General features: G+C 58.5%; 24 protein-coding genes. 13 read left to right on the plus strand and 11 right to left on the minus strand.

The annotated features are described in order from the left end of the window. Positions 1-436: 436 nt before the first annotated feature. The gene (locus tag JL015_RS28270) at positions 437-523 is read right to left on the minus strand and encodes a hypothetical protein (protein WP_442963079.1); all 87 of its coding nucleotides are present in this window, start codon (positions 521-523) and stop codon (positions 437-439) included. A 205-nt stretch (positions 524-728) separates the two neighbouring features. Here JL015_RS28270 and JL015_RS13645 point away from each other — a divergent pair, with 205 nt between their 5' ends. Beyond that, on the plus strand, positions 729-1,262 hold the full coding sequence (locus tag JL015_RS13645; protein ID WP_374005033.1) for a ferritin-like domain-containing protein: 534 nt from the start codon (positions 729-731) through the stop codon (positions 1,260-1,262). An 86-nt stretch (positions 1,263-1,348) separates the two neighbouring features. Here JL015_RS13645 and JL015_RS13650 read toward each other — a convergent pair whose 3' ends face one another. Beyond that, entirely contained in the window at positions 1,349-3,415 is a 2,067-nt protein-coding gene (locus JL015_RS13650) for an AsmA family protein (protein WP_201018815.1), read from the minus strand. 225 nt (positions 3,416-3,640) lie between these two features. On the opposite strand from JL015_RS13650, the gene JL015_RS13655 reads away from it, so the two are divergent. From JL015_RS13655 to JL015_RS13710, 12 genes are all read left to right on the plus strand, one after another. Further along, on the plus strand, positions 3,641-4,273 hold the full coding sequence (locus JL015_RS13655) for a TetR family transcriptional regulator (RefSeq protein WP_201018816.1): 633 nt from the start codon (positions 3,641-3,643) through the stop codon (positions 4,271-4,273). A 181-nt stretch (positions 4,274-4,454) separates the two neighbouring features. Then, the gene (ureE, locus tag JL015_RS13660; protein ID WP_201005086.1) at positions 4,455-4,955 is read left to right on the plus strand and encodes an urease accessory protein UreE; all 501 of its coding nucleotides are present in this window, start codon (positions 4,455-4,457) and stop codon (positions 4,953-4,955) included. Then, on the plus strand, positions 4,952-5,626 hold the full coding sequence (locus JL015_RS13665; RefSeq protein WP_201018817.1) for an urease accessory protein UreF: 675 nt from the start codon (positions 4,952-4,954) through the stop codon (positions 5,624-5,626). The genes ureE and JL015_RS13665 overlap by 4 nt, the downstream gene beginning before the upstream one ends. Before the next feature lie 17 nt (positions 5,627-5,643). Then, positions 5,644-6,261 (plus strand): urease accessory protein UreG, encoded by a 618-nt coding sequence (gene ureG / locus JL015_RS13670; RefSeq protein WP_201018818.1) that lies wholly within the window; start codon positions 5,644-5,646, stop codon positions 6,259-6,261. A gap of 26 nt (positions 6,262-6,287) precedes the next feature. After that, positions 6,288-6,860: a HupE/UreJ family protein gene (locus tag JL015_RS13675; RefSeq protein ID WP_201018819.1), complete on the plus strand. Its 573-nt coding sequence runs from the start codon at positions 6,288-6,290 to the stop codon at positions 6,858-6,860. Positions 6,861-6,969: 109 nt separating this feature from the next. After that, positions 6,970-9,258, plus strand: a complete 2,289-nt coding sequence (gene pqqF, locus JL015_RS13680) for a pyrroloquinoline quinone biosynthesis protein PqqF (RefSeq protein WP_201018820.1) — start codon at positions 6,970-6,972, stop codon at positions 9,256-9,258. A gap of 140 nt (positions 9,259-9,398) precedes the next feature. Next, complete coding sequence (gene pqqA / locus JL015_RS13685; protein ID WP_008365141.1) at positions 9,399-9,470, plus strand: pyrroloquinoline quinone precursor peptide PqqA; 72 nt, start codon at positions 9,399-9,401, stop codon at positions 9,468-9,470. A gap of 96 nt (positions 9,471-9,566) precedes the next feature. Continuing rightward, a complete protein-coding gene (gene pqqB / locus JL015_RS13690) occupies positions 9,567-10,478 on the plus strand; it encodes a pyrroloquinoline quinone biosynthesis protein PqqB (protein ID WP_201018821.1) in 912 nt (303 codons plus the stop codon). An 8-nt stretch (positions 10,479-10,486) separates the two neighbouring features. Then, positions 10,487-11,239: a pyrroloquinoline-quinone synthase PqqC gene (gene pqqC / locus JL015_RS13695; RefSeq protein WP_201018822.1), complete on the plus strand. Its 753-nt coding sequence runs from the start codon at positions 10,487-10,489 to the stop codon at positions 11,237-11,239. Beyond that, positions 11,236-11,511 carry a pyrroloquinoline quinone biosynthesis peptide chaperone PqqD gene (gene pqqD / locus JL015_RS13700; protein ID WP_201018823.1) on the plus strand — a complete coding sequence of 92 codons (276 nt, stop codon included), beginning with the start codon at positions 11,236-11,238 and terminating at the stop codon, positions 11,509-11,511. Before pqqC ends, pqqD begins: the two co-directional genes overlap by 4 nt. Beyond that, the gene (gene pqqE / locus JL015_RS13705) at positions 11,504-12,661 is read left to right on the plus strand and encodes a pyrroloquinoline quinone biosynthesis protein PqqE (protein ID WP_374063421.1); all 1,158 of its coding nucleotides are present in this window, start codon (positions 11,504-11,506) and stop codon (positions 12,659-12,661) included. The genes pqqD and pqqE overlap by 8 nt, the downstream gene beginning before the upstream one ends. Continuing rightward, positions 12,627-14,453, plus strand: coding sequence for a S9 family peptidase (locus JL015_RS13710; protein WP_201018824.1), 1,827 nt, complete (start codon positions 12,627-12,629; stop codon positions 14,451-14,453). The genes pqqE and JL015_RS13710 overlap by 35 nt, the downstream gene beginning before the upstream one ends. A gap of 122 nt (positions 14,454-14,575) precedes the next feature. Here the strand turns inward: JL015_RS13710 and JL015_RS13715 are convergent, their stop codons facing one another. From JL015_RS13715 to bioF, 9 genes are all read right to left on the minus strand, one after another. Beyond that, on the minus strand, positions 14,576-14,737 hold the full coding sequence (locus tag JL015_RS13715) for a YqaE/Pmp3 family membrane protein (protein WP_201018825.1): 162 nt from the start codon (positions 14,735-14,737) through the stop codon (positions 14,576-14,578). A gap of 323 nt (positions 14,738-15,060) precedes the next feature. Continuing rightward, positions 15,061-16,839: an acyl-CoA dehydrogenase C-terminal domain-containing protein gene (locus JL015_RS13720; protein ID WP_201018826.1), complete on the minus strand. Its 1,779-nt coding sequence runs from the start codon at positions 16,837-16,839 to the stop codon at positions 15,061-15,063. Between the two features lie 222 nt (positions 16,840-17,061). Continuing rightward, positions 17,062-18,360: a GGDEF domain-containing protein gene (locus JL015_RS13725; RefSeq protein WP_201018827.1), complete on the minus strand. Its 1,299-nt coding sequence runs from the start codon at positions 18,358-18,360 to the stop codon at positions 17,062-17,064. A gap of 238 nt (positions 18,361-18,598) precedes the next feature. Further along, complete coding sequence (locus JL015_RS13730) at positions 18,599-20,404, minus strand: phenylacyl-CoA dehydrogenase (RefSeq protein ID WP_201005109.1); 1,806 nt, start codon at positions 20,402-20,404, stop codon at positions 18,599-18,601. A 324-nt stretch (positions 20,405-20,728) separates the two neighbouring features. Next, on the minus strand, positions 20,729-21,025 hold the full coding sequence (locus tag JL015_RS13735) for a pyrroloquinoline quinone biosynthesis protein PqqE (RefSeq protein WP_201018828.1): 297 nt from the start codon (positions 21,023-21,025) through the stop codon (positions 20,729-20,731). Positions 21,026-21,181: 156 nt separating this feature from the next. Then, on the minus strand, positions 21,182-21,868 hold the full coding sequence (bioD, locus tag JL015_RS13740; RefSeq protein WP_201018829.1) for a dethiobiotin synthase: 687 nt from the start codon (positions 21,866-21,868) through the stop codon (positions 21,182-21,184). 31 nt (positions 21,869-21,899) lie between these two features. Further along, positions 21,900-22,709: a malonyl-ACP O-methyltransferase BioC gene (bioC, locus tag JL015_RS13745; protein ID WP_201018830.1), complete on the minus strand. Its 810-nt coding sequence runs from the start codon at positions 22,707-22,709 to the stop codon at positions 21,900-21,902. Further along, positions 22,702-23,433, minus strand: a complete 732-nt coding sequence (locus JL015_RS13750; RefSeq protein ID WP_201018831.1) for an alpha/beta fold hydrolase — start codon at positions 23,431-23,433, stop codon at positions 22,702-22,704. The genes bioC and JL015_RS13750 overlap by 8 nt, the downstream gene beginning before the upstream one ends. After that, positions 23,426-24,616 carry an 8-amino-7-oxononanoate synthase gene (gene bioF / locus JL015_RS13755; protein ID WP_201018832.1) on the minus strand — a complete coding sequence of 397 codons (1,191 nt, stop codon included), beginning with the start codon at positions 24,614-24,616 and terminating at the stop codon, positions 23,426-23,428. Before bioF ends, JL015_RS13750 begins: the two co-directional genes overlap by 8 nt. Between the last annotated feature and the right edge of the window lie 62 nt (positions 24,617-24,678).

Here is a 24,678-nt window from a genome sequence, read left to right on the forward strand (position 1 = left end):
TAGTCATGGGACGCACCGCTGCGTGCGTCTTCAGCGGATACCTGGAGGTGAAGAGTGATGAAGCGAGGAGCCTGGTAAACGAGCATGAACATCCCTTGTTCCCTGATGGTTGCCGAGCGACTTCGCTCGGACGTGGGAACGGTCTGTATCAAGAGTCATGCCTGTTAATTTTTCTACATATAAATCAATAGTTTAAATTTAAAACCCATAAAAACTGGTTATTTTTCATACAAAAATCCCGAAAAAGTGCGCAAGCCCGTGCGCACCTGCGCAATATCTTGCGCAGCTGGTCGAAGAGCCCTGTTGATAAGGCTTGGAGGGGGTTTCAGGGGTGTTTTATCAAGGATGGGGTGCGCAGATATTTGCGCATCAAGGCTTAATGCCTGCGCTCATCAAAAAGCTCGATGCCTGGAGCATCGAGCTTTTTGAGCGTGCGTTAGAAAACCAGCTTGAACAGCGCAATGACCACGATCAAACCAATCAGGAAAATGATGCCGACGGTGCCACCCAAAAACTTGAGCATTTGGTATCTCCATAAATGAATGCCTCAAATTAGGGACCTCGGTGTTCGGCAGTCGTTTCTTATATTTTTTACATATCAGGCCAACGGCGGGTTATCCAAAATCCGATAAAACTTTCTCCGCATTCATTACTCACACCTATTGATGATCCCGCCGAGCCCTTCACCAAGAGCGGGACGCATACCTGATGAACCATGGAGATAAATCATGATTTCTGCACCCCAGCTATCCGATGTCAGCAGCCTGCGTGAACGTGCCCGCCACAACGTTGAGAACGGTGCCGTCACCGAAGGGTATAGCGCGGACCGGGAAACCATCCTGCGTTTGCTCAATGAGTCGCTAGCGACCGAGCTGGTCTGCGTACTGCGCTACAAACGTCACTACTTCATGGCGAACGGGCTGAAGGCGAGCCTGGCGGCAGACGAGTTTCTGGAGCATGCGCAGCAGGAAGCCGAGCACGCCGACAAACTGGCTGAGCGTATTGTGCAGCTGGGCGGCGAGCCGGAGTTCAACCCGGACACCCTGTCGAAGAACTCTCATGCCCAATACGTTGCAGGCAAGACCCTCAAGGAAATGGTCTATGAGGATCTGGTTGCCGAGCGCATTGCCATCGACAGCTACCGTGAAATCATTCAATACATCGGCGAATCGGACCCGACTACCCGTCGCATCTTCGAAGACATCCTGGCCCAGGAAGAAGAGCATGCGGATGACATGGCCGATATCCTGAACGACCTGTAAATCTTCAAAACACCGTCGCGAGCAAGCTCCCTCCCACGATCTGTGGGAGGGAGCTTGCTCGCGACAGGTCAGGTGAAGTATCAGTTTCACTTCACGGTCTTGGGTGCCTTGCCCGCCCTCATCTGCTCCAGCAATGGCCCGCACTGATTCGGTGTGCTGTCGCCAGTGGCGACCAGTGCCAGCAGCCCCGCCGCAGGACCGACCGTAGCGCCCAGCAACACCATGCCCGCTCCGCGCAACAGCAATGGGCCTGATTGCACGCCGGCATTGGGGCTGGCGAACGGGCCATTCACATAGAGTGGCGAACGCAGCGAGAACACCCTGAAGCCCTTGGACTCGGGGTTGATCTTCAGGTCCAGTTGTTCGGTCTTGAAGTTTGCGGTGCCGTCGATGTAGATGATTGCGTTCTCGGTATCGAACACGAACAGGCGGCTGGTGGCCAGACCGTCCTTGATGCCGAAGTCTGACGCGGCGCAGTTGATCTTCACGTCCTTGTCGCCGAACAGTTTGCCGACCACGTAGTTACCTACATTGAGCCCCGCGATTTCCATCAGGCCCTGGCTGATGGCTCCGTCGTTGACCAACATCTTCAAGTCGCCATTGGCCGTGCCCAACAGAGCCGCAACCGAGTTGCCACGGCCGCTGATATCGGCATCACCATTGAGCTCGCCGAAGCTGGTTTTCATGGGCTCGAAAGTCGGAAACAACTGCTTGAGCTTGAAGTTACGCGCCGACAGCCTGGCCCGGCCCTGCAACGGCTGGGTGCGGCCATCAAGACGGATTTCGGCATCCAGCTTGCCACCCGCCACACCAAAGCGCAGCGGCTGAAGGCTCAACTGGCCGTCATTGAGTAACAGATGCGTATACAGGTCTGTAAAGGGCAAGTCCGGGCTCTGTACGATGCGCTTGCCGGTGAACTCCACATCGGCATCCATCGCCCGCCAGCGGTCGGTCTGAAACTCTTCCACGGGCAGGACCTTGCCCTTGGGCTGTTTGCTCTCGCCACCGCGTTTTTTCTGCGCGGCATTGGAGTCAGCACCAATCAGAGGCGCAAGGTCGCTGAACAGCAACTGGTTGGAAACCAATACCCCACTGAGCCTGGGCCGTGGCTGACTGGCCACAAAACTCAGGTCGCCATGAATATCGCTGCTGCCGATCTTGCCGTTGAAGCCTTCGTAGCGGAAATTCGCTCCGGCAGCGTCGTGCAGTTTGGCGATCAAACGGCCATCCGTGGAATAGGGTGGAGAGTCCGGCAAGGCAACACCGGTCAATGGATAGAGGTGGCTCAGGCTTGTGCCGGACAGTTTCAGACGCAGGTCAAGCGCGCCAAGATTCTGCGGATCGGTCAGGGTTCCGGCAATGGCAATCTGCGTATCGCCGATCTTCAGATCGGCCTGCACCGGGAAAGGTTGCGTGGCGTCCTTCAAGGCCAGCAAACCACCCACCTTGCCTGCACCATTTACCTTCTGCTCGTGATACTGCCCTTTGACCGACAGACCAAAGGCATAGTCCTGCGGGACAGCGCCCTTCTCCTGAGCCTTCTTCACCTCTTTGCTGCCGACGATGTCACCGAAAGGGATCGGCTTGCCCAGCATGTCGATCACCAGATCCAGCTGGGTCTTCAAGGTCTGGTCATTGAAGCTGACCAGCCCTTTGTCGAACTTGATCGCGCCGATATCCAGTACCCAGCTGGAGGGCTCAGCATCGGGGTCGGACTTGGGCAGATCGAATACCCAGTTGGCGCGACCATCGGCCAGACGCTCAAGCTTCGCTTCGGGACCGGTCAGGTCGATACGCGGAATCACAACCTCCTGCACCAGCAAAGGCAGCAGGGCAAGACGAAACTCGACTTGCTTGAGCGTGACCATGTGCGGGGTTTTCGACCACTCGGGGTTGCCCAGGCTCAAGTCCTGAGCCACGAAATGCGGCCATGGCACCCAGGCGCGCCAGCCACCGGACTCCGGCTCTCGCTGCCAGAGGACAGCAAGGTTCCCGTTGATTGCGAACGGTCGATGCAGCGCTTCGCTGACTTTTTCGTTGAGTGTTGGCTTGATGCGGTTCCAATCGAAGGTGGCGATCACAATGACCAGTACGGCAAGCACCAATAACAACGTGGCACCTGTCCAGGCGAAAATCTTGCGGCTGCGCGTCATTGCACGACACTCCAAAAACCAGCGCCCCGGCCATGGTGCGCTGAATACGACATGTTCCTTCGACTGACAAAAGTGCCGAGGGTTTGCTCTGATAGGTAAATAGCCCAACAGGTTCCATCAAAGAAAAAGGTAGCTGCCTCGTGCCATCCCATCAAAAGCCTTTCGACGCATGCAAAGCTCATTTGCTAGAGTGCAGCACAGTCTAACCGCAGAAATGTGTACCTCATGCTGCCCCGCGCCGAACAGAAACAACTGACCCGAAGAGCCTTGCTGGACGCCGCACACCAGTTGATGGAAAGCGGGCGCGGTTTCGCCAGTCTGAGCCTGCGGGAAGTCGCGCGCACGGCAGGCATCGTGCCGACCGGTTTCTATCGTCATTTCGAAGACATGGACCAGTTGGGGTTGGCGCTGGTCAGTGAAGTGGGCCAGACCTTTCGTGAAACCATTCGCCTGGTGCGCCATAACGAACTGGTCATGGGCGGTCTGATTCATGCGTCGGTGCAGATCTTTCTCGATCAGGTGGCGGCCAACCGTTCACAGTTCCTGTTTCTGGCCCGCGAGCAATATGGCGGCTCCCTCAAGGTGCGTCAGGCTCTGGGTGCCTTGCGCGAAGGCATCAGCGCCGACCTGACGACCGATCTGGCAAAAATGCCCAAGTGGAAGCACCTCGATGTCAAAGCTCTATCGGTGATCGCCGACCTGGTTGTCAAAAGCGTATTCGCCATGCTGCCAGAGCTGATCGACCCGCCTTCGGCCACGCTAGCGGCCCATCTCACGCCCCAGGCCAAGATTACCCAGCAACTGCGATTCATCTTCATGGGCGCCAAGCACTGGAAAGGCCTTGGCAGCCATGACTGATGTTTCCGTCAGAAAAATCGCACCAGCGTGATACACAAACAAACCGCCGCACCATAATTGCGCACTTAATTGACGCTTTTCTGGTCAGCCCTCCAATAGCTCCCGTCTTTTTTCGATTTCTGCACTGTTGGCAAGCCCCTTGCTCTGATTTGAAGCATCGCAATTAGCTGGAAGCTTTCTGATGCTGGTGATTCATAAACGAATCGAGCCCCAACCCGAATGGGCCGCAGAACTGCATTTGAATTTCGAGGCACGTAGCAAAAGTCGCCTGCGCTGCTTCAGTGCCGAGAACGAAGACGTAGGATTATTCTTGCAACGCGGACAGCCGCCTCTTCATGACGGCGAATTCCTGCAAGCCGAAGATGGTCGCATCGTTCGTGTCTGTGCACGCCCGGAGCAGTTGTTGCACGTCACCTGCAACAGCACCTTTGAACTGACCCGCGCCGCCTATCACCTGGGTAACCGCCACGTTGCCCTGCAAGTGGGCGACGGCTGGCTGCGCCTGCTCGACGACTACGTGCTCAAGGCCATGCTCGACCAGCTCGGAGCAACGACAGAAACCATCGAGGCGCCCTTCCAGCCGGAGCACGGAGCTTATGGGGGCGGTCATCACCATTCACGCGCCGGTGAAGAAGACTTCAATTACGCGCCGCGCCTGCACCAGTTCGGCGTGCGCAAGTGAACCGCGCCTGGGCGCTTTTGCGTCTGGCCAGCCCGCAGCTTCCGATTGGCGGCTACAGCTATTCGCAAGGGCTGGAAATGGCTGTGGAGCAATCCATCGTGGTCGATCCGCAAACCGCTGCCCGCTGGATCGGCGATCAGTTGCTGTTCAACCTCGCCCGCTTCGAGGCTCCCTTGATGCTCGCCCACTGTACGGCGGCCGCCGAGGAAGATTGGGGCCAGTTGCTGCAACTGAGCGAACAGCATCGCGCCAGCCGGGAAACCCGTGAGCTGCATCTGGAAAGCCGTCAGATGGGCTACTCCCTGCAACAGTTGCTCAACGGGCTGCCGGAGCTGGATCGCCCTGCCCGCCGTTTTCTGGAACAGACCGGCGAACCGCATCTGGCCCTCGGCTGGGCGCTCGCGGCACGGGCCTGGCAGATCAACCCACAGGACGCGCTGGCAGCCTGGCTGTGGAGCTGGCTGGAAAACCAGCTGGCGGTACTGATGAAAACCTTGCCACTGGGCCAGCAAGCCGCACAACGCCTGACCAGTGAACTGCTGCCCTTGTTGCAGCAGGCCCAACAAAACGCCACGGCTCAAGACATCCAGCACATCGGCAGCGCCGCCTTCGGCCTGTCACTGGCGAGCATGGCCCATGAACGTCAATACAGCCGGTTGTTCCGGTCCTAGCATCCATGGAGAACTCAATGAACAGCCAACCTCTGCGTGTCGGTATCGGTGGCCCGGTCGGTTCCGGCAAGACCGCACTGACTCTGGCTCTGTGCCTTGCCTTGCGTGAGCGCTACAACCTGGCAGTCGTGACCAACGACATCTATACCCGTGAAGATGCCGACTTTCTGGTGCGTAACGAAGCTCTGGCACCGGAACGCATCATTGGCGTGGAAACCGGCGGCTGCCCGCACACGGCGATTCGCGAAGACGCCTCCATCAACCTGGAAGCCGTTGACCAGCTCAACCGCCGCTTCGAGGGGCTGGACCTGATCATTGTCGAGTCCGGTGGCGACAACCTGTCGGCGACCTTCAGCCCGGAGCTGTCGGACCTGACGATTTATGTGATCGACGTTTCGGCTGGCGACAAGCTGCCGCGCAAGGGTGGCCCCGGCATCTGCAAATCCGACCTGCTGGTGATCAACAAGATCGACCTGGCACCACTGGTGGGTGCCTCGCTGGAAATGATGGATCGCGATACCAGGAAGATGCGTGGCGATAAGCCTTTCGTGTTCAGCAATCAGAAAACCGGCCAGGGTCTGGAAGAGATCATTGCCATTATCGAGCGCCAGGGTCTGCTGACGATCAACGCCTGAATTCAAACCTCCAAGGAAACCTGTTCATGAACTACAAAAAAGCCCTCGGTGCCCTCGCCTTGCTGCTAACCCCGACCCTCGCTCTGGCGCACCCAGGCCATGGCGATAACGGCCTGATCGCGGGCCTCGGCCATCCGGTCGGTGGCCTGGATCACCTGCTGGCCATGCTGGCGGTCGGTTTGTGGGCCGCGCAACAACAAGGCGCCGCCCGCTGGGCACTGCCTTGCACCTTCGTGGGCACCATGCTGATCGGTGGCCTGCTGGGCTTCGCTGGCCTGGAACTGCCTGCGCTGGAAAGCGGCATCTCGGCTTCAGTACTGGCGCTGGGCCTGGCCGTAGCGCTGGCTGTACGTCCGCCGCTGGCCCTGGCCGTTGTGGCCACGGCAGTGTTTGCGATGTTCCATGGCGTGGCCCATGGTCTTGAGCTGCCGGACATGTCCAGCCCATGGGCTTATGCGGCCGGTTTCGTGGTAGCAACGGCTGCATTGCATGCGGCTGGCTATGCAGTGGTGCGCGTACTGCCTCGGGCTGCTGCGCCGCTGGTAAGGATTGCAGGTGCGGCTTCGGCGGCAACCGGTGTCTGGTTGCTAGCAGGCTGACAGGGGTTCTGTGGGAGCGAATTCATTCGCGAAAGGACAATTCGCGAATAAATTCGCTCCTACATCAATGCACCGTTAGCATGACGACTTGTTTTCTGTGGAAACGGTCATGCCTGATATCCAGCGACTTGTGCTGCCCAATGGCTTGAACGTGGTGCTGTGTCATGCGCCACGGCTCAAGCGTTGTGCGGCGTCGCTTCGGGTTGCGGCCGGTAGCCATGATGTTCCCCAGGCGTGGCCTGGGCTGGCGCACTTTCTGGAGCATCTGTTTTTTCTGGGCACCGAGCGATTCGCTGCCGATCAGAACCTCATGGCATTCGTGCAGCGCCATGGCGGGCAGATCAATGCCAGCACTCGCGAACGCACCACTGACTTCTTCTTTGAACTGCCCCCAACAGCATTCGCCCAAGGTCTGGAACGTCTTTGCGATATGCTCGCTCACCCGCGTATGGCCATGCCCGATCAGTTGCGCGAACGTGAAGTGCTGCATGCCGAGTTCATTGCCTGGGCTCAGGATGCCAAGGCCCGTCAGCAGATCCACCTGCTGGACCCCATCAACCCGCAGCACCCGCTGCGTGGTTTTCATGCAGGCAATCGTTACAGCCTTTCAGTGCCCAACCCGGCCTTTCAGCAGGCGCTTCAGGGGTTTTATCAGTGTTTCTATCAAGCCGGGCAGATGACCTTATGCCTGAGCGGCCCTCAATCGCTGGCTGAACTGACGGCACTGGCAACAGAGCACGGCGCAAGCTTTCGGGCAGGTCGCAAAGTCATGCAGCAAAAGCCGCCGCCCTTGATCGACAAACAACCTGATTGTCAGGCGCCAAGCGTGCATCTGCTGTTTGCCTGCGAAGGCTTACCCGAACATGCAGAAGAGGCTGTCGCATTTTTCTGCCACTGGCTGATGGCGCCACAAACTGGCGGGCTGGTTGCCGAGCTGGCCGGGCAAGGACTTATCGAGTCGCTCAAGGCTGCGCCTCTTTATCAGTTCGCGGGGCAATTGCTGCTCGATATCGACTGCACGGGAGCAGATCCTCATTCGTCCAGCACGATAGCCACGCTGTTTTTCGACTGGCTTGCCTTCTTCAAGGTCCACGGGCCTGCCTTGGCTGATGAATACCGCAACCTGCAACAACGGCGTCTGCAAACCTGTGGTGCGCTGGATCTGGCGCATCATTTCTGCCGCAATGCGCCCGGGCAAGACCTCCTGGCACTGAACGCCGTGCTCGATCAGTTAACGCCGGAAACCCTGCTCACTGCGCGACCTGTGGATAACCAGCCCTGTGGACAAGTCGAGTGGTGCCTGCCTTCAAGCAACCCTTTCCTGCTGCCCGTAAGCACTGGCAGCGGTGAAGCGGCATTTTTTCTGCGATGGCAATTGCAGACAGCTCAGCCCCAATTGTGGCGAATACTCAATGGCGGCCTGCAGAACCTGATCGAACAAGCCAGGCAAGCCGGTGTGGCACTGTCTTTCAGCGCTTACGGCAATTACTGGGAACTCAAACTGACCGGTATTCATGAACCGATGGCGGCCATCGTCGAGCACGCCCGGCAGTTATTGCAGCACCCGGCCCCACGCCATGTTCAGGCGACTAGTGAGCCCGCGCTGATTCCGATTCGTCAGCTACTCAAAGTGCTTCCCGATCATTTCCTGAATAAGGCTCGGGGGCAAATCAGCGATGATATTCAAGCGGTCTGGGCCAGTTCACGCTGGATCAGCTTTGCCAGCGGCCTGCCAGCACACAGCCAGTCGCTTTTAAATGCGGCCTTGCTGAATATGCCCGGCACCGCGGATGAGCCATTGCCTGACGCGCCGTCGGCCACACCCGGCAAGCGCTGGCAAACGCAATCATCTGGCTCATCGGAAGACGCGGTACTGGTGTTCTGCACCGCACCCGGCTTATCCACCGAAGATGACGCCGTGTGGCGCATGCTCGCACACTTGATACAGGCACCTTTCTATCAACGCCTGCGGGTCGAGCTGCAACTGGGTTATGCGGTCTTCAGCGGGCTACGCCAGATTGCGGGGCGCAGCGGACTGCTGTTCGGGGTTCAATCACCGACATGCAGCGCCGGGCAACTTGTTCAGCACATCGAGACATTCATCAATGCGCTGCCAAGCCTGATCCAGAACGCCGATATTCCAGCGCTGCGTCAGACTCTGGCCGAGCAGTTCGATATGACGGCAATGCCTCATGAACAAACAGCAGAGTTGCTCTGGCAGGCCCGCCTTGCCGGACGTGATGGCGACGGCCTTGAAGCCTTGCGGAAAACGCTGTTACATCTGGAAAAACACTCGTTACTCACTGCCGCCGATCAGTTGAAGGATGCCCGCGCAGGGTGGCTCATCCTGTCCAACCGCCCGGTTCCTGAGGCCTGGCCGGGTAACAGCACTTCATGACAGGCATCTTTCATGTAATTCCCGCCCTGCCAAATGGCTAAATTGAGTAAGATAGCTTCCTAAGCATCTGAACGTATGCACATGCGAACGCACTAAGATGTAGTCACCAACCGCTGCAATCATTCTGAAGGAGCTCTCCCATGTGGACCAAACCTGCTTACACTGATCTGCGTATCGGCTTTGAAGTCACCATGTACTTCGCAAGCCGTTGATAGTCATGCGGTGCAAAGCCTCGGTTCGCCGGGGCTTTTTTTATTGGCCGGGCCATTTTTATTTCAGCGTTTCAGGTCACGCGGTATGGAGCTGATATGTACATCCAGATTCTAGGTTCCGCTGCTGGCGGTGGTTTCCCCCAGTGGAACTGCAATTGCGTCAATTGCGCAGGTTTTCGTGATGGCAGCCTTAACGCCAAGGCGCGCACCCAATCTTCCATCGCGGTCTCCGACGATGGCGTCAACTGGGTCCTGTGCAACGCATCGCCGGACATTCGGGCACAACTTCAAGGTTTCGCGCCGATGCAACCGGGCCGGGCACTGCGCGATACCGGCATCAGCGCCATCGTGTTGATGGACAGCCAGATCGATCACACGACCGGCCTGCTCAGCCTGCGCGAAGGTTGTCCGCATCAGGTCTGGTGTACCGATATGGTCCATGAAGACCTGAGCACGGGCTTCCCGCTATTTGAAATGCTCAAGCACTGGAATGGCGGCCTGACCTGGAACCGTATCGAGTTGCAAGGCAGCTTCGTCATTCCGGCCTGCCCGAACCTGCGTTTCACGCCGTTCCCGCTGCGCAGCGCTGCACCGCCGTACTCGCCGCACCGCTTCGACCCGCATCCTGGCGACAACATCGGCCTGATCGTCGAAGACCTGAGGACCAGCGGCAAACTGTTCTACGCACCTGGTCTGGGCAAGGTCGATGAGTCGCTGCTGGAAAAGATGCACGCGGCCGATTGCCTGCTGGTAGACGGTACATTGTGGGACGACGATGAAATGCAGCGCCGCGGCGTCGGCACCCGTACCGGCCGGGAAATGGGCCATCTGGCCCAGAACGGTCCCGGCGGCATGCTGGAAGTACTTGAAGGTTTTCCCGACCAGCGCAAGGTGCTTATCCACATCAACAACACCAACCCAATCCTCGACGAAGACTCACCGGAACGCGCCGAACTGGTTCGCCGCAATGTCGAAGTAGCCTATGACGGCATGAGTATCGAACTTTAGGAGCCAAGATGAGCGAAGCTGCGCTGTCCCGTGCCGAATTTGAACAAGCCCTGCGCGCCAAAGGCGCCTACTACCATATTCATCACCCGTTCCACGTGGCGATGTATGAAGGCCGGGCGACTCGCGAACAGATTCAGGGCTGGGTCGCCAACCGCTTCTACTATCAGGTGAATATCCCGCTCAAGGATGCCGCGATTCTGGCCAACTGCCCGGACCGCGAGATCCGCCGCGAGTGGATTCAGCGCCTGCTCGACCACGACGGCGCGCCCGGTGAAGATGGCGGTATCGAAGCCTGGCTGCGTCTGGGCGAGGCCGTGGGGCTGGACCCGGACCAGTTGCGCTCGCAGGAGCTGGTGCTGCCGGGGGTTCGCTTCGCGGTGGATGCCTACGTGAACTTCGCCCGCCGCGCCAATTGGCAGGAAGCGGCCAGCAGTTCATTGACCGAACTTTTCGCGCCGCAGATTCACCAGTCGCGCCTGGACACCTGGCCGCAGCATTATCCGTGGATCGATCCGGCAGGCTATGAGTACTTTCGCACTCGCCTCGGTCAGGCACGTCGCGATGTGGAACATGGATTGGCGATTACACTTGAGTACTACACCACCCATGAAGGCCAGCAACGCATGCTGGAAATTCTACAGTTCAAACTCGACATATTGTGGAGCATGCTGGACGCCATGAGCATGGCGTACGAGTTGCACCGCCCGCCTTATCACAGCGTCACCAACAAGAACGTATGGCATAAGGGAATCAGCCTATGAGATTCGATCGAGAGTTAGTCCCCACCTGGCGTCAGGGTTATCGCTTCCAGTACGAAGAGGCGCAGAAGTGCCATGTACTGCTGTACCCCGAAGGCATGATCCAGTTGAATGAAAGTGCGGGCTTGATAGGCGCTTTGGTGGACGGGCAGCGCAATGTGGCGCAGATCATCGCATCGCTGCAGGAACGCTTCCCGAACATTCCAGAGCTGGGCACCGATGTCGAAGACTTCATGAGCGTCGCTCATAAAGAAAGTTGGATCGACCTTGGCTGAGACAGAACAGAGCGTGATCATTCCGCCAACGCCACCTGTCGGGCTACCGCTGTGGCTGCTGGCGGAGTTGACCTATCGCTGCCCGTTGCAATGCCCGTATTGCTCCAACCCGCTGGATTTTGCCAAACAAGGCCAGGAGTTGAGCACCGAGCAGTGGTTCACGGTGATGCAACAGGCACGACAGATGGGCGCGGCCCAGATCGGCTTTTCCGGCGGAGAGCCGCTGGTGCGCCAGGATCTGGCCGTGCTTATCGCCGAAGCCCGACGGTTGGGCTATTACACCAACCTGATTACCTCGGGGATCGGCCTCACCGAACAGAAAATCATCGATTTCAAGAAAGCGGGCCTGGACCATATCCAGATCAGCTTCCAGGCCAGCGACGAGCAGGTGAACAACATGCTCGCCGGCTCGAAAAAGGCCTTCGCACAAAAACTGGAAATGGCCCGTGCGGTGAAAAAACACGGCTACCCCATGGTGCTGAACTTCGTCACCCACCGGCACAATATCGACCGGATCGACAAGATCATCGAGCTTTGCCTGGCACTGGAAGCCGACTTCGTGGAGCTGGCGACCTGTCAGTTCTATGGCTGGGCGCACCTGAACCGCGTAGGCCTGCTGCCGACCAAGGATCAACTGGTTCGCGCAGAAGCCATCACCAACCAGTACCGGGAAAAGCTGGCAGCCGAAAAACATCCGTGCAAGCTCATCTTCGTCACGCCTGACTACTACGAAGAACGCCCCAAGGCCTGCATGAACGGTTGGGGCAAGCTGTTCCTGACCGTGACCCCGGACGGCACCGCACTGCCCTGCCATGGCGCGCGTCAATTGCCGGTCCAGTTTCCCAACGTGCGCGACCACAGCATGCAACACATCTGGTACGACTCGTTCGGCTTCAATCGCTTTCGCGGTTACGAGTGGATGCCCGAGCCTTGCCGGTCCTGCGACGAGAAGGAAAAGGACTTCGGCGGCTGCCGTTGCCAGGCTTTCATGCTGACGGGCGATGCAGCCAATGCCGATCCGGTATGCAGTAAATCCCCGCATCACAAGCTGATTACCCAGGCTCGCGACGAAGCTGAAACAGCGACAAAAACCATCGAGCAGTTGGCCTTTCGCAATGAACGAAACTCACGCCTCATCGCAAAATCCTGATCTGTTCAGCGCCTCCCAGGCCGTTGCTGCAGGTGTCGACTTCGCCGAACTGGCCGCAAGCGCGGCCGGCCTGTTCTGGAGCGAATTTCGCCCACAGGATGCGGCCAGTCGTATCTGGCACTGGTCCGAAGGCCATGCCCGCTGCCTGACGCCCGACGGTTTCAGCGTCCGCAGTCGGGTGTACGAATACGGTGGAGGGGCATTCTGTATTGCCGACGATGCCGTCGTATTCGTCAATGAACGCGATCAACAGCTCTACCGGCAAGCACTGGACGCCAGCGCGCCCTTGCAGTTGACCCATGGCGACAAACGCTATGGAGCGGTGCGTTTCGCTGCCGGACAGATTCTTGCGGTCGAGGAAGATCATGCGATCCATCGTCTGGTGGCGATTGATCTGGCTGACGGAAAGCGCCATCTGCTGGCCGAAGGTGCGGACTTCTACTCATCCCCCACTCTCGGCCCGGACGGGCAGCGACTGGCCTGGATTGAATGGCAACGCCCACATCAGCCCTGGACCAGTACGATGTTGATGTGTGCCGAACGGTTGAGCGATGGCTCCTGGTCGGCGGCGCGCTGCGTGGCAGGCGATAGTCCTGAGCAGGAATCGCTGCAACAACCTCAGTTCGATGCCCTGGGGCGTTTGTGCTGTCTGACGGATCGTGATGGTTTCTGGCAACCATGGGGCGAAACGCCTTCAGGCTTTGCGCCTTTTCCGGCCGCTGCTGCCGACCACTCACCAGCCCCCTGGCAACTGGGCGGTTGTACCTGGCTGCCAGTAGACAGCGGCTACCTTGCCAGTTGGTCCCAAGACGGCTTTGGCGTACTGGGCCTGCGTCACCCGAACGGTTCGGTCGAAGACTTCAGCGGTAATTACACCCGGTTTCGCAGCCTGGCCATTGATGAGCAATTCATCTATTGCATCGCGGCATCGGCAATCAGCCCCTCAGCGATACTGGCCATTTCGCGCCAGGACCGCAGCATGAAGGTGCTGGCAGGCGGTGTATCGCCATTGCCGCCCGAACACATCAGCTTGCCGCAATCCTTGTGCTACGCCAGTGGCGGGGCCGAAGCGTATGGCTACTTCTATCCGGCCATGGACGACACCGAAAAGCCGCCACTGGTGGTATTTATCCATGGCGGCCCCACCTCGGCCTGTTACCCGGTGCTGGACCCTCGCATTCAATACTGGACTCAACGCGGTTTCGCCGTCGCCGACCTCAACTATCGGGGCAGCACAGGCTATGGCCGCGACTATCGACAAAGCCTGCATTTGAACTGGGGTGTCGCGGATGTGGAGGACGCCTGCGCAGTCGTTGCGCATCTGGCGCAGCGAGGCTTGATCGACAAGGATCGGGCATTCATTCGTGGAGGAAGTTCGGGCGGCTATACGACGCTCTGCGCGCTGGCCTTCCACAAGGTCTTCCGTGCCGGGGCAAGCCTTTATGGCGTAAGCGACCCTATCGCCCTGGGCAAGGCGACTCACAAGTTCGAGGGTGATTATCTGGACTGGCTGATTGGCGACCCGGTCGAGGATATCGAACGCTATCAGGCCAGAACCCCTGTTCTACATGCCCAGCGCATCAGTGTGCCGGTCATTTTCTTTCAGGGAGAACTGGATGCGGTCGTGGTGCCTGAACAGACCCGCTCCATGCTCAAGGCCCTGCTGGACAATGGCATCCCGGCCAAGGCGCATTTCTACCCCGACGAACGCCATGGCTTTCGCAAAGCCGAGAACCTGGCTGATGCGCTGGAGGCTGAATGGCGGTTCTATCGGGATGTACTCCGCGAATGAATCCATTGCTATGGGAGCGAATTCATTCGCGAAGGCTCGTAGACCTGAAGAGGATCTATCGCTTCAGATGACGCCTCGCGAATGAATTCGCTCCTACGGAAACGCCATTTAACGAATGGAAATCACTTACGAGTGGCGATGATGTACACCGCATGCACGATGCCCGGAATATAACCCAGCAGCGTCAACAGGATGTTCAGCCAGAAGGCACCACCGAAACCGACTTGCAGGAACACGCCCAGTGGTGGCAGCAGAATAGCGAAGATGATGCGAATGATGTCCATGGGCAAGCTCCTGATTAGATGACCTTTTACAGGCCTGGTAGCTAATCGACCCTGGGCATCGACAAGGGTTCCACGGGATCTGGCACACAGCCATTATAAAAATCGCAGGAACAAAGAAAACCCCGCCTAAGCGGGGCTTTCCAGACTGTTTCCCTGATATCCCTTTCGCCCCGCCATCCTGGCAGGAATCCCTTCGTGTCCCTGTTATGTCTTGTTGCGCATCCTGCGCTACGTCCATGGATTTAGAGTAACTTTGGATCCATTCTTATGGAAGAGGCAAAAAGCCAACACAACACGTAAGCAAATGCTTACAGACTACGACTTCAAAATTGTGACGCATCCATCAGGAACAATGATTCGCTGCCTGCGCGCACGCTGGCATTGAGGGAGTGGATACGCGGCAGCAAGCGAGCGAAGTAGAAACGTGCGGTGCCTAGCTTGCTGGCGTAGAAGTCTTCCTGCCCTTCCTTGCCCAGAGCAGCCTTGGCCATTCTGGCCCACATGTAGGCATAGGCGGTGTAACCGAACAGGTGCAGATACTCCACCGAAGCTGCGCCGATCTCATTGGGGTTGGCTCGCGAGCGGTCAAGCACCCAGCGAGTGAGTTCATTCAGCATATCCAGCGCTGCGCCCAAGGGCCTGGTGAACTCGGCAAGCGAGCTATCGGCACCGCTGATGAATGCCTGCACTTCGTCGGCGAACAACTGATAGAACGCGCCGTTCGACCCGACAATCTTGCGGCCCACCAGATCCAGAGCCTGAATGCCATTGGTGCCTTCGTAGATCTGGGTGATGCGCACATCACGCACCAGCTGCTCCTGGCCCCATTCACGGATGTAACCATGGCCACCGAATACTTGCTGGCCGTGAACCGTGGTTTCCAGGCCGATATCGGTCAGGAAGGCCTTGGCGACCGGAGTAAGCAGCGCGACCAGATCATCGGCGCGCTGACGGGCGGTATCGTCTTCGCTGAACTTGGCGATATCCAGTTGCAGGGCGACATAGCTGGAGAAAGCCCGGCCACCTTCGTTGAAGGCTTTCATCGTCAGCAACATGCGGCGCACGTCCGGGTGAACAATGATCGGGTCAGCCACCTTGTCCTTGTTCTGCGCACCGGTCGGCGCACGGCTTTGCAGACGATCACGCGCATATTCCACAGCGTTCTGATAAGAGCGCACGCCGGAAGCAAGCCCCTGTATGCCAACACCCAGACGCTCGTAGTTCATCATGGTGAACATGGCCGCCAGGCCTTTATTGGGCTCGCCGATCAGATAGCCGACGGCATCATCGAAGTTCATCACGCAGGTGGCCGAAGCCTGGATACCCATCTTGTGCTCGATGGAGCCGCAACTGACCGTATTGCGCTCACCCAGGCTGCCATCCTCGTTGACCATGAACTTGGGCACCAGGAACAGCGAAATACCTTTAGGGCCTGCTGGCGCATCGGGCAGCTTGGCGAGGACCAGATGAATGATGTTCTCGGTCAGGTCGTGCTCGCCACCGGTGATGAACACTTTGCTGCCGGTAATCTTGTAGGAATTGTCTGCCTGAGGAACGGCCTTGGTGCGGATGATGCCAAGGTCGGTACCGGCATGGGCTTCGGTCAGGCACATCGAGCCGCACCAGGTACCTGCATACATGTTCGGCAGGTAAATCGCCTTGAGCTCTTCGGTCGCGTGAGTATTGATCGATACACAGGCGCCTGTGGTCAGCATCGGGTACAGGCCGAACGCCAGGCTGCCGGAGTTGAGCATTTCCTCGACCTGCGCCGACACCACCTTGGGCATGCCCATGCCGCCAAAATCCGGGTTACCGCCAACGCCCACCCAACCGCCTTCGGCGTAGGTCCGATAGGCTTCAGGGAAACCTGCAGGCGTGGTGACGACAGTGTCCTTCCAGTGGCAGCCCTCTTCGTCGCCATTACGGCTGAGCGGGGCAATAGTTTTGCTGCAGACCTTGCTCGCTTCTTCGAGGATCGCATCGACCGTCTCGACATCGACAGTTTCTGCAAGCGCCGGCAATTGAGCCCAGAGTCTGGAAACCTCGAACACTTCATTGAGGACGAAACGCATATCGCGCAACGGCGCTTTGTAGTCAGCCATGGCAAACCTCACAAGCAGGGAGCAAGAAAACCTGAAAGAAGATCCAGACACGCTACGTGCCCGAATCAGGTGGCAATGTCCAAGAGTCTAACCGAACAACGTTTCAGAGACATAGGGTCATGGTGTGACCAAAATACAAATTAAAGTCACAAACATATTCGACAGACGAAACGACACGGCGCTGCATGACAGGCAGCGCCGTTCAATGACAGCAATTCCACTTTAGCTGACAGCTTCAGCGGTACGCACCGCTCCGCGCCTGTTCTGCTGACCATGGGCAATGACACAGTTGCGCCCTGCCCCTTTGGCGGCATACAGCGCCTGGTCAGCAGCCTTGAGGACTTCTTCGGGGGTCCGATGCTCCGGCTGGCGTTCGGCAACACCAATACTCACCGTCACCGAGACACTGTTCGACGCTGTAGCACCCCGTTTTTGCCGGCCTTGCTGGTCGTCCTTCGGGCGACTGTCCTTGTTGCGCAACAGGATTTCGTAATTGGCGATGCTCTCGCGGATGGCTTCCAGATGAGGCAGGCACTCTTCAAGCGTCTTGCCAGCAAAGACGATGGCAAACTCTTCACCGCCATAACGATAGGCCCTGCCACCGCCGTTGGTGATTTTCGACAGCTTGCTGGCCACCAGACGCAGCACCTGGTCGCCGACATCGTGGCCATGGGTGTCGTTGAATTTCTTGAAGTGATCGACGTCACTCATCGCCAGCACGTAATTGCGTCCCAGCCGCTGCATGCGCTCATTGAGTGCCCGACGCCCCGGCAACCCGGTGAGCTCGTCGCGGAACGCCATTTGATAGGCTTCATGGGCAACCGCTGCGGCAATCATCAGCATCACCTGGCTGCACATGATATTCAGGGTGAACGGCAGGATGAAGGTCTTGGGCAATGCCCAGAAAAGCCCCAGCAACCCGACGATCTGTGCCGCATGCAAGGGCCGTGGCTTTTCCAGGTATTGCCAGATCAACAGGCCGAACGAGCCCAGAAACATCGCATACGACAGCTGTATCAGGCTCATCCAGGAGCCATGCAATGCAGGCCAGCGGATATCCGCCAGCCAGGTCTGCACTTCGGCGGGATAGCTTTGCTCAAGCCCGAACGCAACGCTGCCCACGGCGACCAGTACCGCAATACGTGCCACCAGGTCCTGGAACAGATGGGTACGCTCTTCCCATGCCGCATACAGCCCGAACAATACCGGCAGTAGCAGGCACACAAGATGGAAAACCACGGCAGCATCCTCGCGGACCTTGCCATGATCGCGGTAGTAATCGGTCTGAGTATCGAGCAGGAAGTAGGCGATATAGACGGTGATCATCAGAAACAGCTCACGCTGACGTCGATAAACACCGCAATAGGCACCGCCCAGCAACAGGACCAACGTCGGCAGCACGTTGAACAGGGAGGTGAAGAATACGTTCAGGTCCTTGACGTAAGCAGCCGCAAGTCCTGCAAACAACAACGCTGCAGAAGGAAGAAAATGACTCAATCGTGCAGCAGATGGACGCAACAAGGGAAATGTCTCCTACTCGGCATCGGAGTGAATATCTGGAATAATGGCATTGTGCCTTTATCCAGTGAGCAATGCATACAGCAGGATTGATAGCTGGCTACTTTTCTGTAACGGCAGGAGATCGAAAAGGTTTATTGATTGCCTGGGCAAAGAAAGCGGTTTCTCGATCTTTTCATTTATCCAAGAAAAAGCCGCCTGACCCGCAGGGCCAGACGGCTTTGAGAAACGAGCAGGCTTATCAGTAAGCCAGACCGAAATCCTCTTCCTTCATATCCATCAGGTTGCCAGCACCGGAAAGGATAGCGGCGACATGAGTACGGGTACGCGGCAGGATGCGCTGGAAGTAGAAACGCGCAGTCTGCAATTTGGCGGTGTAGAACGCTTGCTCGGATGTACCGGCTGCCAGCTTCTCGGCCGCCAGACGCGCCATGTCCGCCCAGAAGTAAGCCAGGCAGGCATAGCCGGAATACATCAGGTAATCCACCGAAGCGGCACCGACTTCTTCACGGTCCTTCATGGCCGCCATGCCCACTTTCATGGTCAGCTCGCCCCATTCCTTGTTCAGCGCAGCCAATGGCGTCACGAACTCCTGAACACTTTCGCTGCCTTCGTTGGCCTGGCAGAACTTGTGGACGATCTTGGTGAAGCCCTTGAGCGCTTCGCCCTGTGTCATCAAGACCTTGCGGCCCAGCAGGTCCAGCGCCTGGATACCGGTGGTGCCTTCGTACAGCATCGAGATACGGCTGTCGCGAACGTTCTGCTCCATGCCCCACTCGGCGATGAAACCGTGACCGCCATAGATCTGCACGCCATGGTTAGCGGCCTCGAAGCCCACTTCTGTCATGAAAGCCTTGGCAATCGGCGTCATGAACGCCAGCAGTGCGTCGGCGGCTTTCTTCTGGTCTTCGTCTTCGCTGTATTTGACGATATCGACCTGCTTGGCCGTGAAGTACACCATGGCCCGCGTGCCTTCGGCGAAAGCCTTCATGGTCAGCAGCATGCGGCGTACGTCAGGGTGAACGATGATCGGGTCAGCGGCCTTGTCCGGTGCTTTCGGGCCGGTCAGCGAGCGCATCTGCAGACGATCGCGAGCGTATTTCAAGCCACCCTGGAACGCGACTTCGGCGTGGGCCAGACCTTGCAGTGCAGTCCCCAGGCGAGCGGTGTTCATGAAGGTGAACATGCAGTTCAGGCCTTTGTTCGGCGGCCCGATCAGGAAACCCTTGGCAGAATCGAAGTTCATCACGCAGGTAGCGTTGCCGTGGATACCCATCTTGTGTTCGATCGAACCACAGGTCACCGCGTTGCGCTCACCGATGCTGCCGTCGGCGGCAGGCAGGAACTTGGGCACGATGAACAGCGAAATACCTTTGGTGCCTGCCGGAGCATCCGGCAGACGCGCCAGCACGATATGAACGATGTTATCGGCCATGTCGTGTTCGCCAGCGGAAATGAAAATCTTGGTGCCGGTGACGTTATAGGAACCATCGGCCTGAGGCTCGGCCTTGGTGCGCAGCATGCCAAGGTCAGTACCACAATGAGGTTCGGTCAGACACATGGTTCCGGTCCATTCGCCGGACACCAGCTTGGTCATGTAGGCCTCTTGCTGCTCAGGCGTACCGTGTTCGGAAATGGTGTTCATCGCGCCATGAGACAAGCCTGGGTACATGCCCCATGACCAGTTGGCCTCGCCAACCATTTCGCTGACGGCCAGACCAAGCGACTCGGGCAGACCCTGACCGCCGTGCTCGACGTCATGGGCCAGGCTTGGCCAGCCACCTTCGACGAATTGCTTGTATGCCTGTTTGAAGCCGGTCGGGGTTTTCACGCCCGATTCACTCCAGGTGCAGCCTTCGGTATCGCCGACCCGATTCAGGGGAGCCAGTACCTGCTCGCAGAACTTGGCACCTTCCTCAAGAATGGCATCGACCATGTCTGGCGTTGCGTCCTGGCATGCCGGCAGACTTTGGTAGTGCGCTTCATAACCGAGCAGCTCATCACGAACGAAACGAATATCACGCAAGGGGGCCTTGTATTCAGGCATAGCGATAAACCTCTGCTGATGAATCCTGGAACGAATGACCGGGCGGTCGCCGGGAGCATACTCCCAGGCACCAGACAATCTCGTATGCCTTACGGTCAAACAGGTGTTTGAAACATACGTTTACGCCTAAACCTTGTCAATAGCACTTCACACACCGTTTATCATCGATGCGCTACAGACCGCGCACGCGAAGGCATGCAGCGTTGATGAAACGATGCCGTGAGTCTAGTTGAGGGAAGGAAGGTTGCGGGGGTGATACAGGCAAGTGATAGCGTGAAATTCAGACAATGACGCCGTGCGCAGAAGGCACGGCGTAGACGGGGGTCAAGCGTAAGTGTCGATCAGAGTACCCAGCGCTTCGTCGCTGGCTTTCTGCGCAGCCAGACCCGCCTGGATCTGCTCTTTTCCGGCAGCCAGTTCAACGATGTTGGCAGGCAGATCGGAACGCTGGCTACGGTCGACCGAGCGCAGGTTCTCTAGCTGGAAATCCGAAGACTGGCTTCTTCCGGAGACTTCGATGCCGGTGCTGGCGATCTGGGTGGCTGCCTGATCGACACGCTCCTGCCCAACCTGAATCGCGCTCAGGCCTGGATAGAGTGTATTGTTCATGGTGATTTGCATAAGCCGGTCCTCAGTTCAAATAGCGAACAGGTGCTATTGAACCAGTAAATGCAGCGGAATACTCGACAAAAAGACTAATGGCACATGGCCGGACAATAGGTTCTGCCTTGAACCGGACAAAAGCGCCTTGTGTATCAGCAACATAGTGAATGTGTTTCAAAATCCGTCGAGCAGTTCCAGATGCAGGTGTTCCGCCACAGCATCGGCACTCGCTTTCTTCAGACGCGGCAAACGCCCGATACAAGGCGCAGGCAGACGCTCGGAGAGGGTCGCAAGGTTTTCTTCCAGCCGAGAGGTCTTGGGTTCGATGATGTTGGCGACCCAGCCAGCCAGTTGCAGCCCGTCCCGAGCGATGGCTTCAGCCGTCAGCAATGCATGATTGATACAGCCCAGACGCACGCCCACCACCAGAATGACTGGCAATCCCAAACCCATGGCCAGATCGGACAGATTGCTCTGATCCGCCAGAGGAACACGCCAGCCGCCCGCCCCCTCGATCAGAGTGAAATCGGCGTTTCTGTCCAGCAGGCGGCGCATGGGTTGCAGCAACGAATTGACCGTCAGTGACACACCGGCTTCGCGGGCGGCCAGGTGCGGCGCGATGGCCGGCTCGAAGGCAAAGGGGTTGACGTCGTCATAGCCAACATCCAGCGAGCACTCGGCCAGCAAGGCCAGGGCATCGGAATTACGCAGCCCTTGCGATGTGATGACACTGCCGGAGGCGACAGGCTTGCCCGCTGCCGTGCTCAGCCCGGCCAGTCGAGCCGCATGCAGCAGGCCCGCTGCGACAGTGGTCTTGCCTGCGTCCGTATCGGTTCCCGTGATGAAATACGCAACACTCATCTTGGCGGCCTTCCCTTGTCTCGCAAGCCCATCAGTTTTTTTCAAGCACCGCATAGACCACTTGATAGGTGGCGGGTAGCCCAGCGTTCTGGCGAAACGTCTCGTAGGCCTCAACCAGGCCACGAATCCGCTCCCTTCCCGTCAAGCCACCTGGGCGTCCGGGATTGAGATTATGCGCACCCAATGCTTTCAGTTCATGGGTCAGGCTGCGCACATCCGGGTAATACAGCACATGCGGCCGGACCTCAAGGCTACGCACGCGCAAACCACTGGCAGCACACAACTGGCGATAGTCATCCAGCTCGCGAAAACGATTGACGTGTACCAGACCATCGACTGTCTGCCAACTGTCCCGCAGTTCCTGCAAAGTCCCGACACACAAACTGGAAAACGCAAATACACCACCGGGCTGCAAAACCCGGCTGGCCTCACTGAGCACTGCGGCAAAGTCCGCACACCATTGCACCGCGAGGCTGGAGAAAACCAGCTCGCAACTTTGCGCCTGTAGCGGCATACGCTCGGCATCGCCCGCCACAAAGTAACGGGCACCGCCCAATGGCCGGGCATGACGCAACATGCCCTGAGCGATATCCAGTGCAACGCCTTCGCTGTCCTTGAAAGCCTGCCCCAGCAGCCGGCTGAAATAGCCGGTGCCGCACCCCAGATCCAGCCAGCGCGACGGGCTCAACTCTTCGGGCAAACGTGTAAACAGCTCATGGCCGACAGCCCGCTGCAAATCCGCCACGCTGTCGTAGCTGCCAGCGGCGCGGGAAAATGACTCGGCGACCTGACGCTTGTCAGGCAAGCCTCCGGGTAATTTGACGTGGGAAAGATCAGTCATCGCCCGACTCATGCAAAAAGGCCTGGATCGCCGCTGCCACTCCATGAGGGTTTTCCAGGATGAACGCATGGCTGGCCTGTTCAATCAGACCAACTTCAATATCCGGCAGCAGTGCCAGGAGATCACCTGCGGCCTCGGCGGGCACGAAAGCATCGTGCCCCGCGAACAGATGCAATTGCGGGCCGCGATAGGTCTGCAAGGCACTGCGGGTATCGAGCTGCCCCAGTACTTTCAGGCCATCGACCAGCGTGTTCGTCGACGTCTGGGGCGCCCCGGCCTTGAGCAGACGCGACAGACCGCGAGGGTCTTCAGCGCCCTGGGTACACAGCAGGCTGAAGCGCTTCAAAGTGGCATCGGAATCCGCCGAGCAACCGGCCAGAAAAGCCGAGAACTCGCCTTCCGCCATTGCATTGGGCCACGCGCCACGGGTCACGAAACTGGCATTGCTCGCCAGGGTCAGCAACCCGCAGCAATCGTCGCCGCGTCGCGCTGCCAGTTCCGCAGCCAGCATGCCACCCAGCGACCAGCCGCCCAGCCAGGCACCGGTCGGGATGTTGGCGTCCAGCTCATCGAGCCAATCCTGAACGTCGCTGCTGTCGAGTACCGGCAACGGCTCGATCTCGACCCGCAAATGCTCATCCAGCCCGCGCAATGCAGCGGCCAGCGGCTCAAGTGGCGAGACACCAAGGCCCCAGCCAGATAGCAGGATCAAGCGATCACGCATGCTCGGACTCCATCGATTCACTTGCACCCAGCAGCGGGTAACACTGCTCCAGTGCATTCAACAATAGCTGCACTTGGTCGGCACTGTGCGCCGCAGACAACGTCACCCGCAAACGGGCGCTGCCAGCGGGCACGGTCGGTGGACGAATCGCAGTCACCAGCAAGCCTCGCTCACGCAACATCTGCGACAAGCGCAAGGCACGGCCGGCATCGCCGATCATGATCGGCTGGATTGGCGTGAAGCTGTCCATCAGTTGCAGACCGATCTGCTCGGCGCCACTGCGAAACTGCTGAATCAAACGTGCCAGATGCTCGCGACGCCAATGCTCGGTGCGCAGCAGCTCCAGGCTCTTGAGCGTGGCGCAGGCCAGTGCGGGCGGCTGGCTGGTCGTATAAATGTAGGGCCGGGCGAACTGGATCAGGGTTTCGATCAACTCCTCGCTGCCCGCCACAAAAGCACCCGACGTACCGAATGACTTGCCCAGCGTGCCGACCAGCACCGGCACATCTTCCATGCTCAGCCCAAAGTGCTCGACGATACCGGCACCGTTAGCCCCCAGCGGGCCGAAGCCATGGGCATCGTCCACCATCAGCCAGGCACCCTTGGCTTTTGCAGCTTGCGCCAGCGCGGGCAGGTCGGCGATATCGCCATCCATGCTGAACACGCCATCGGTGACCACCAGCGTATCGCCGACGGCTTTTTCCAGCCGGGCATTCAGGCTGGCCACGTCGTTGTGCAGGTAACGGGAAAAGCGCGCGCCGCTGAGCAGACCGGCATCCAGCAGCGAAGCATGATTGAGCCGGTCTTCCAGCACCGTATCGCCCTGCCCCACCAGCGCCGTCACGGCACCGAGGTTGGCCATATAGCCATTGGAGAACAACAACGCTCGCGGGCGGCCGGTGAGTTCGGCCAAGGCTTCTTCAAGCTCGTGATGCGGACCGCTGTGACCGATCACCAGATGTGAAGCGCCACCACCCACGCCCCAACGCTCTGCGCCCGCCTGCCAGGCGGCGATCACTTCAGGATGGTTGGCCAGGCCCATGTAATCGTTGTTGCAGAACGCCACAAGCGGCTGGCCATCGACCGTCACCTGCGGGCCTTGCGGGCTTTGCAGCAGTGGACGCTGGCGATAGAGATGTTCGGCACGCCGCGCTTCAAGGCGCGTGCGGAGATCGAAAGACATGCAGGCCCCGGTCTTCAGAAAAGATGATTCAAACCGGGCCGCTCGCAAGCGGCCCGGTCACG

The sequence above is a fragment of the Pseudomonas cichorii genome (assembly GCF_015471405.1).
GTDB lineage: Bacteria > Pseudomonadota > Gammaproteobacteria > Pseudomonadales > Pseudomonadaceae > Aquipseudomonas > Aquipseudomonas serbiensis.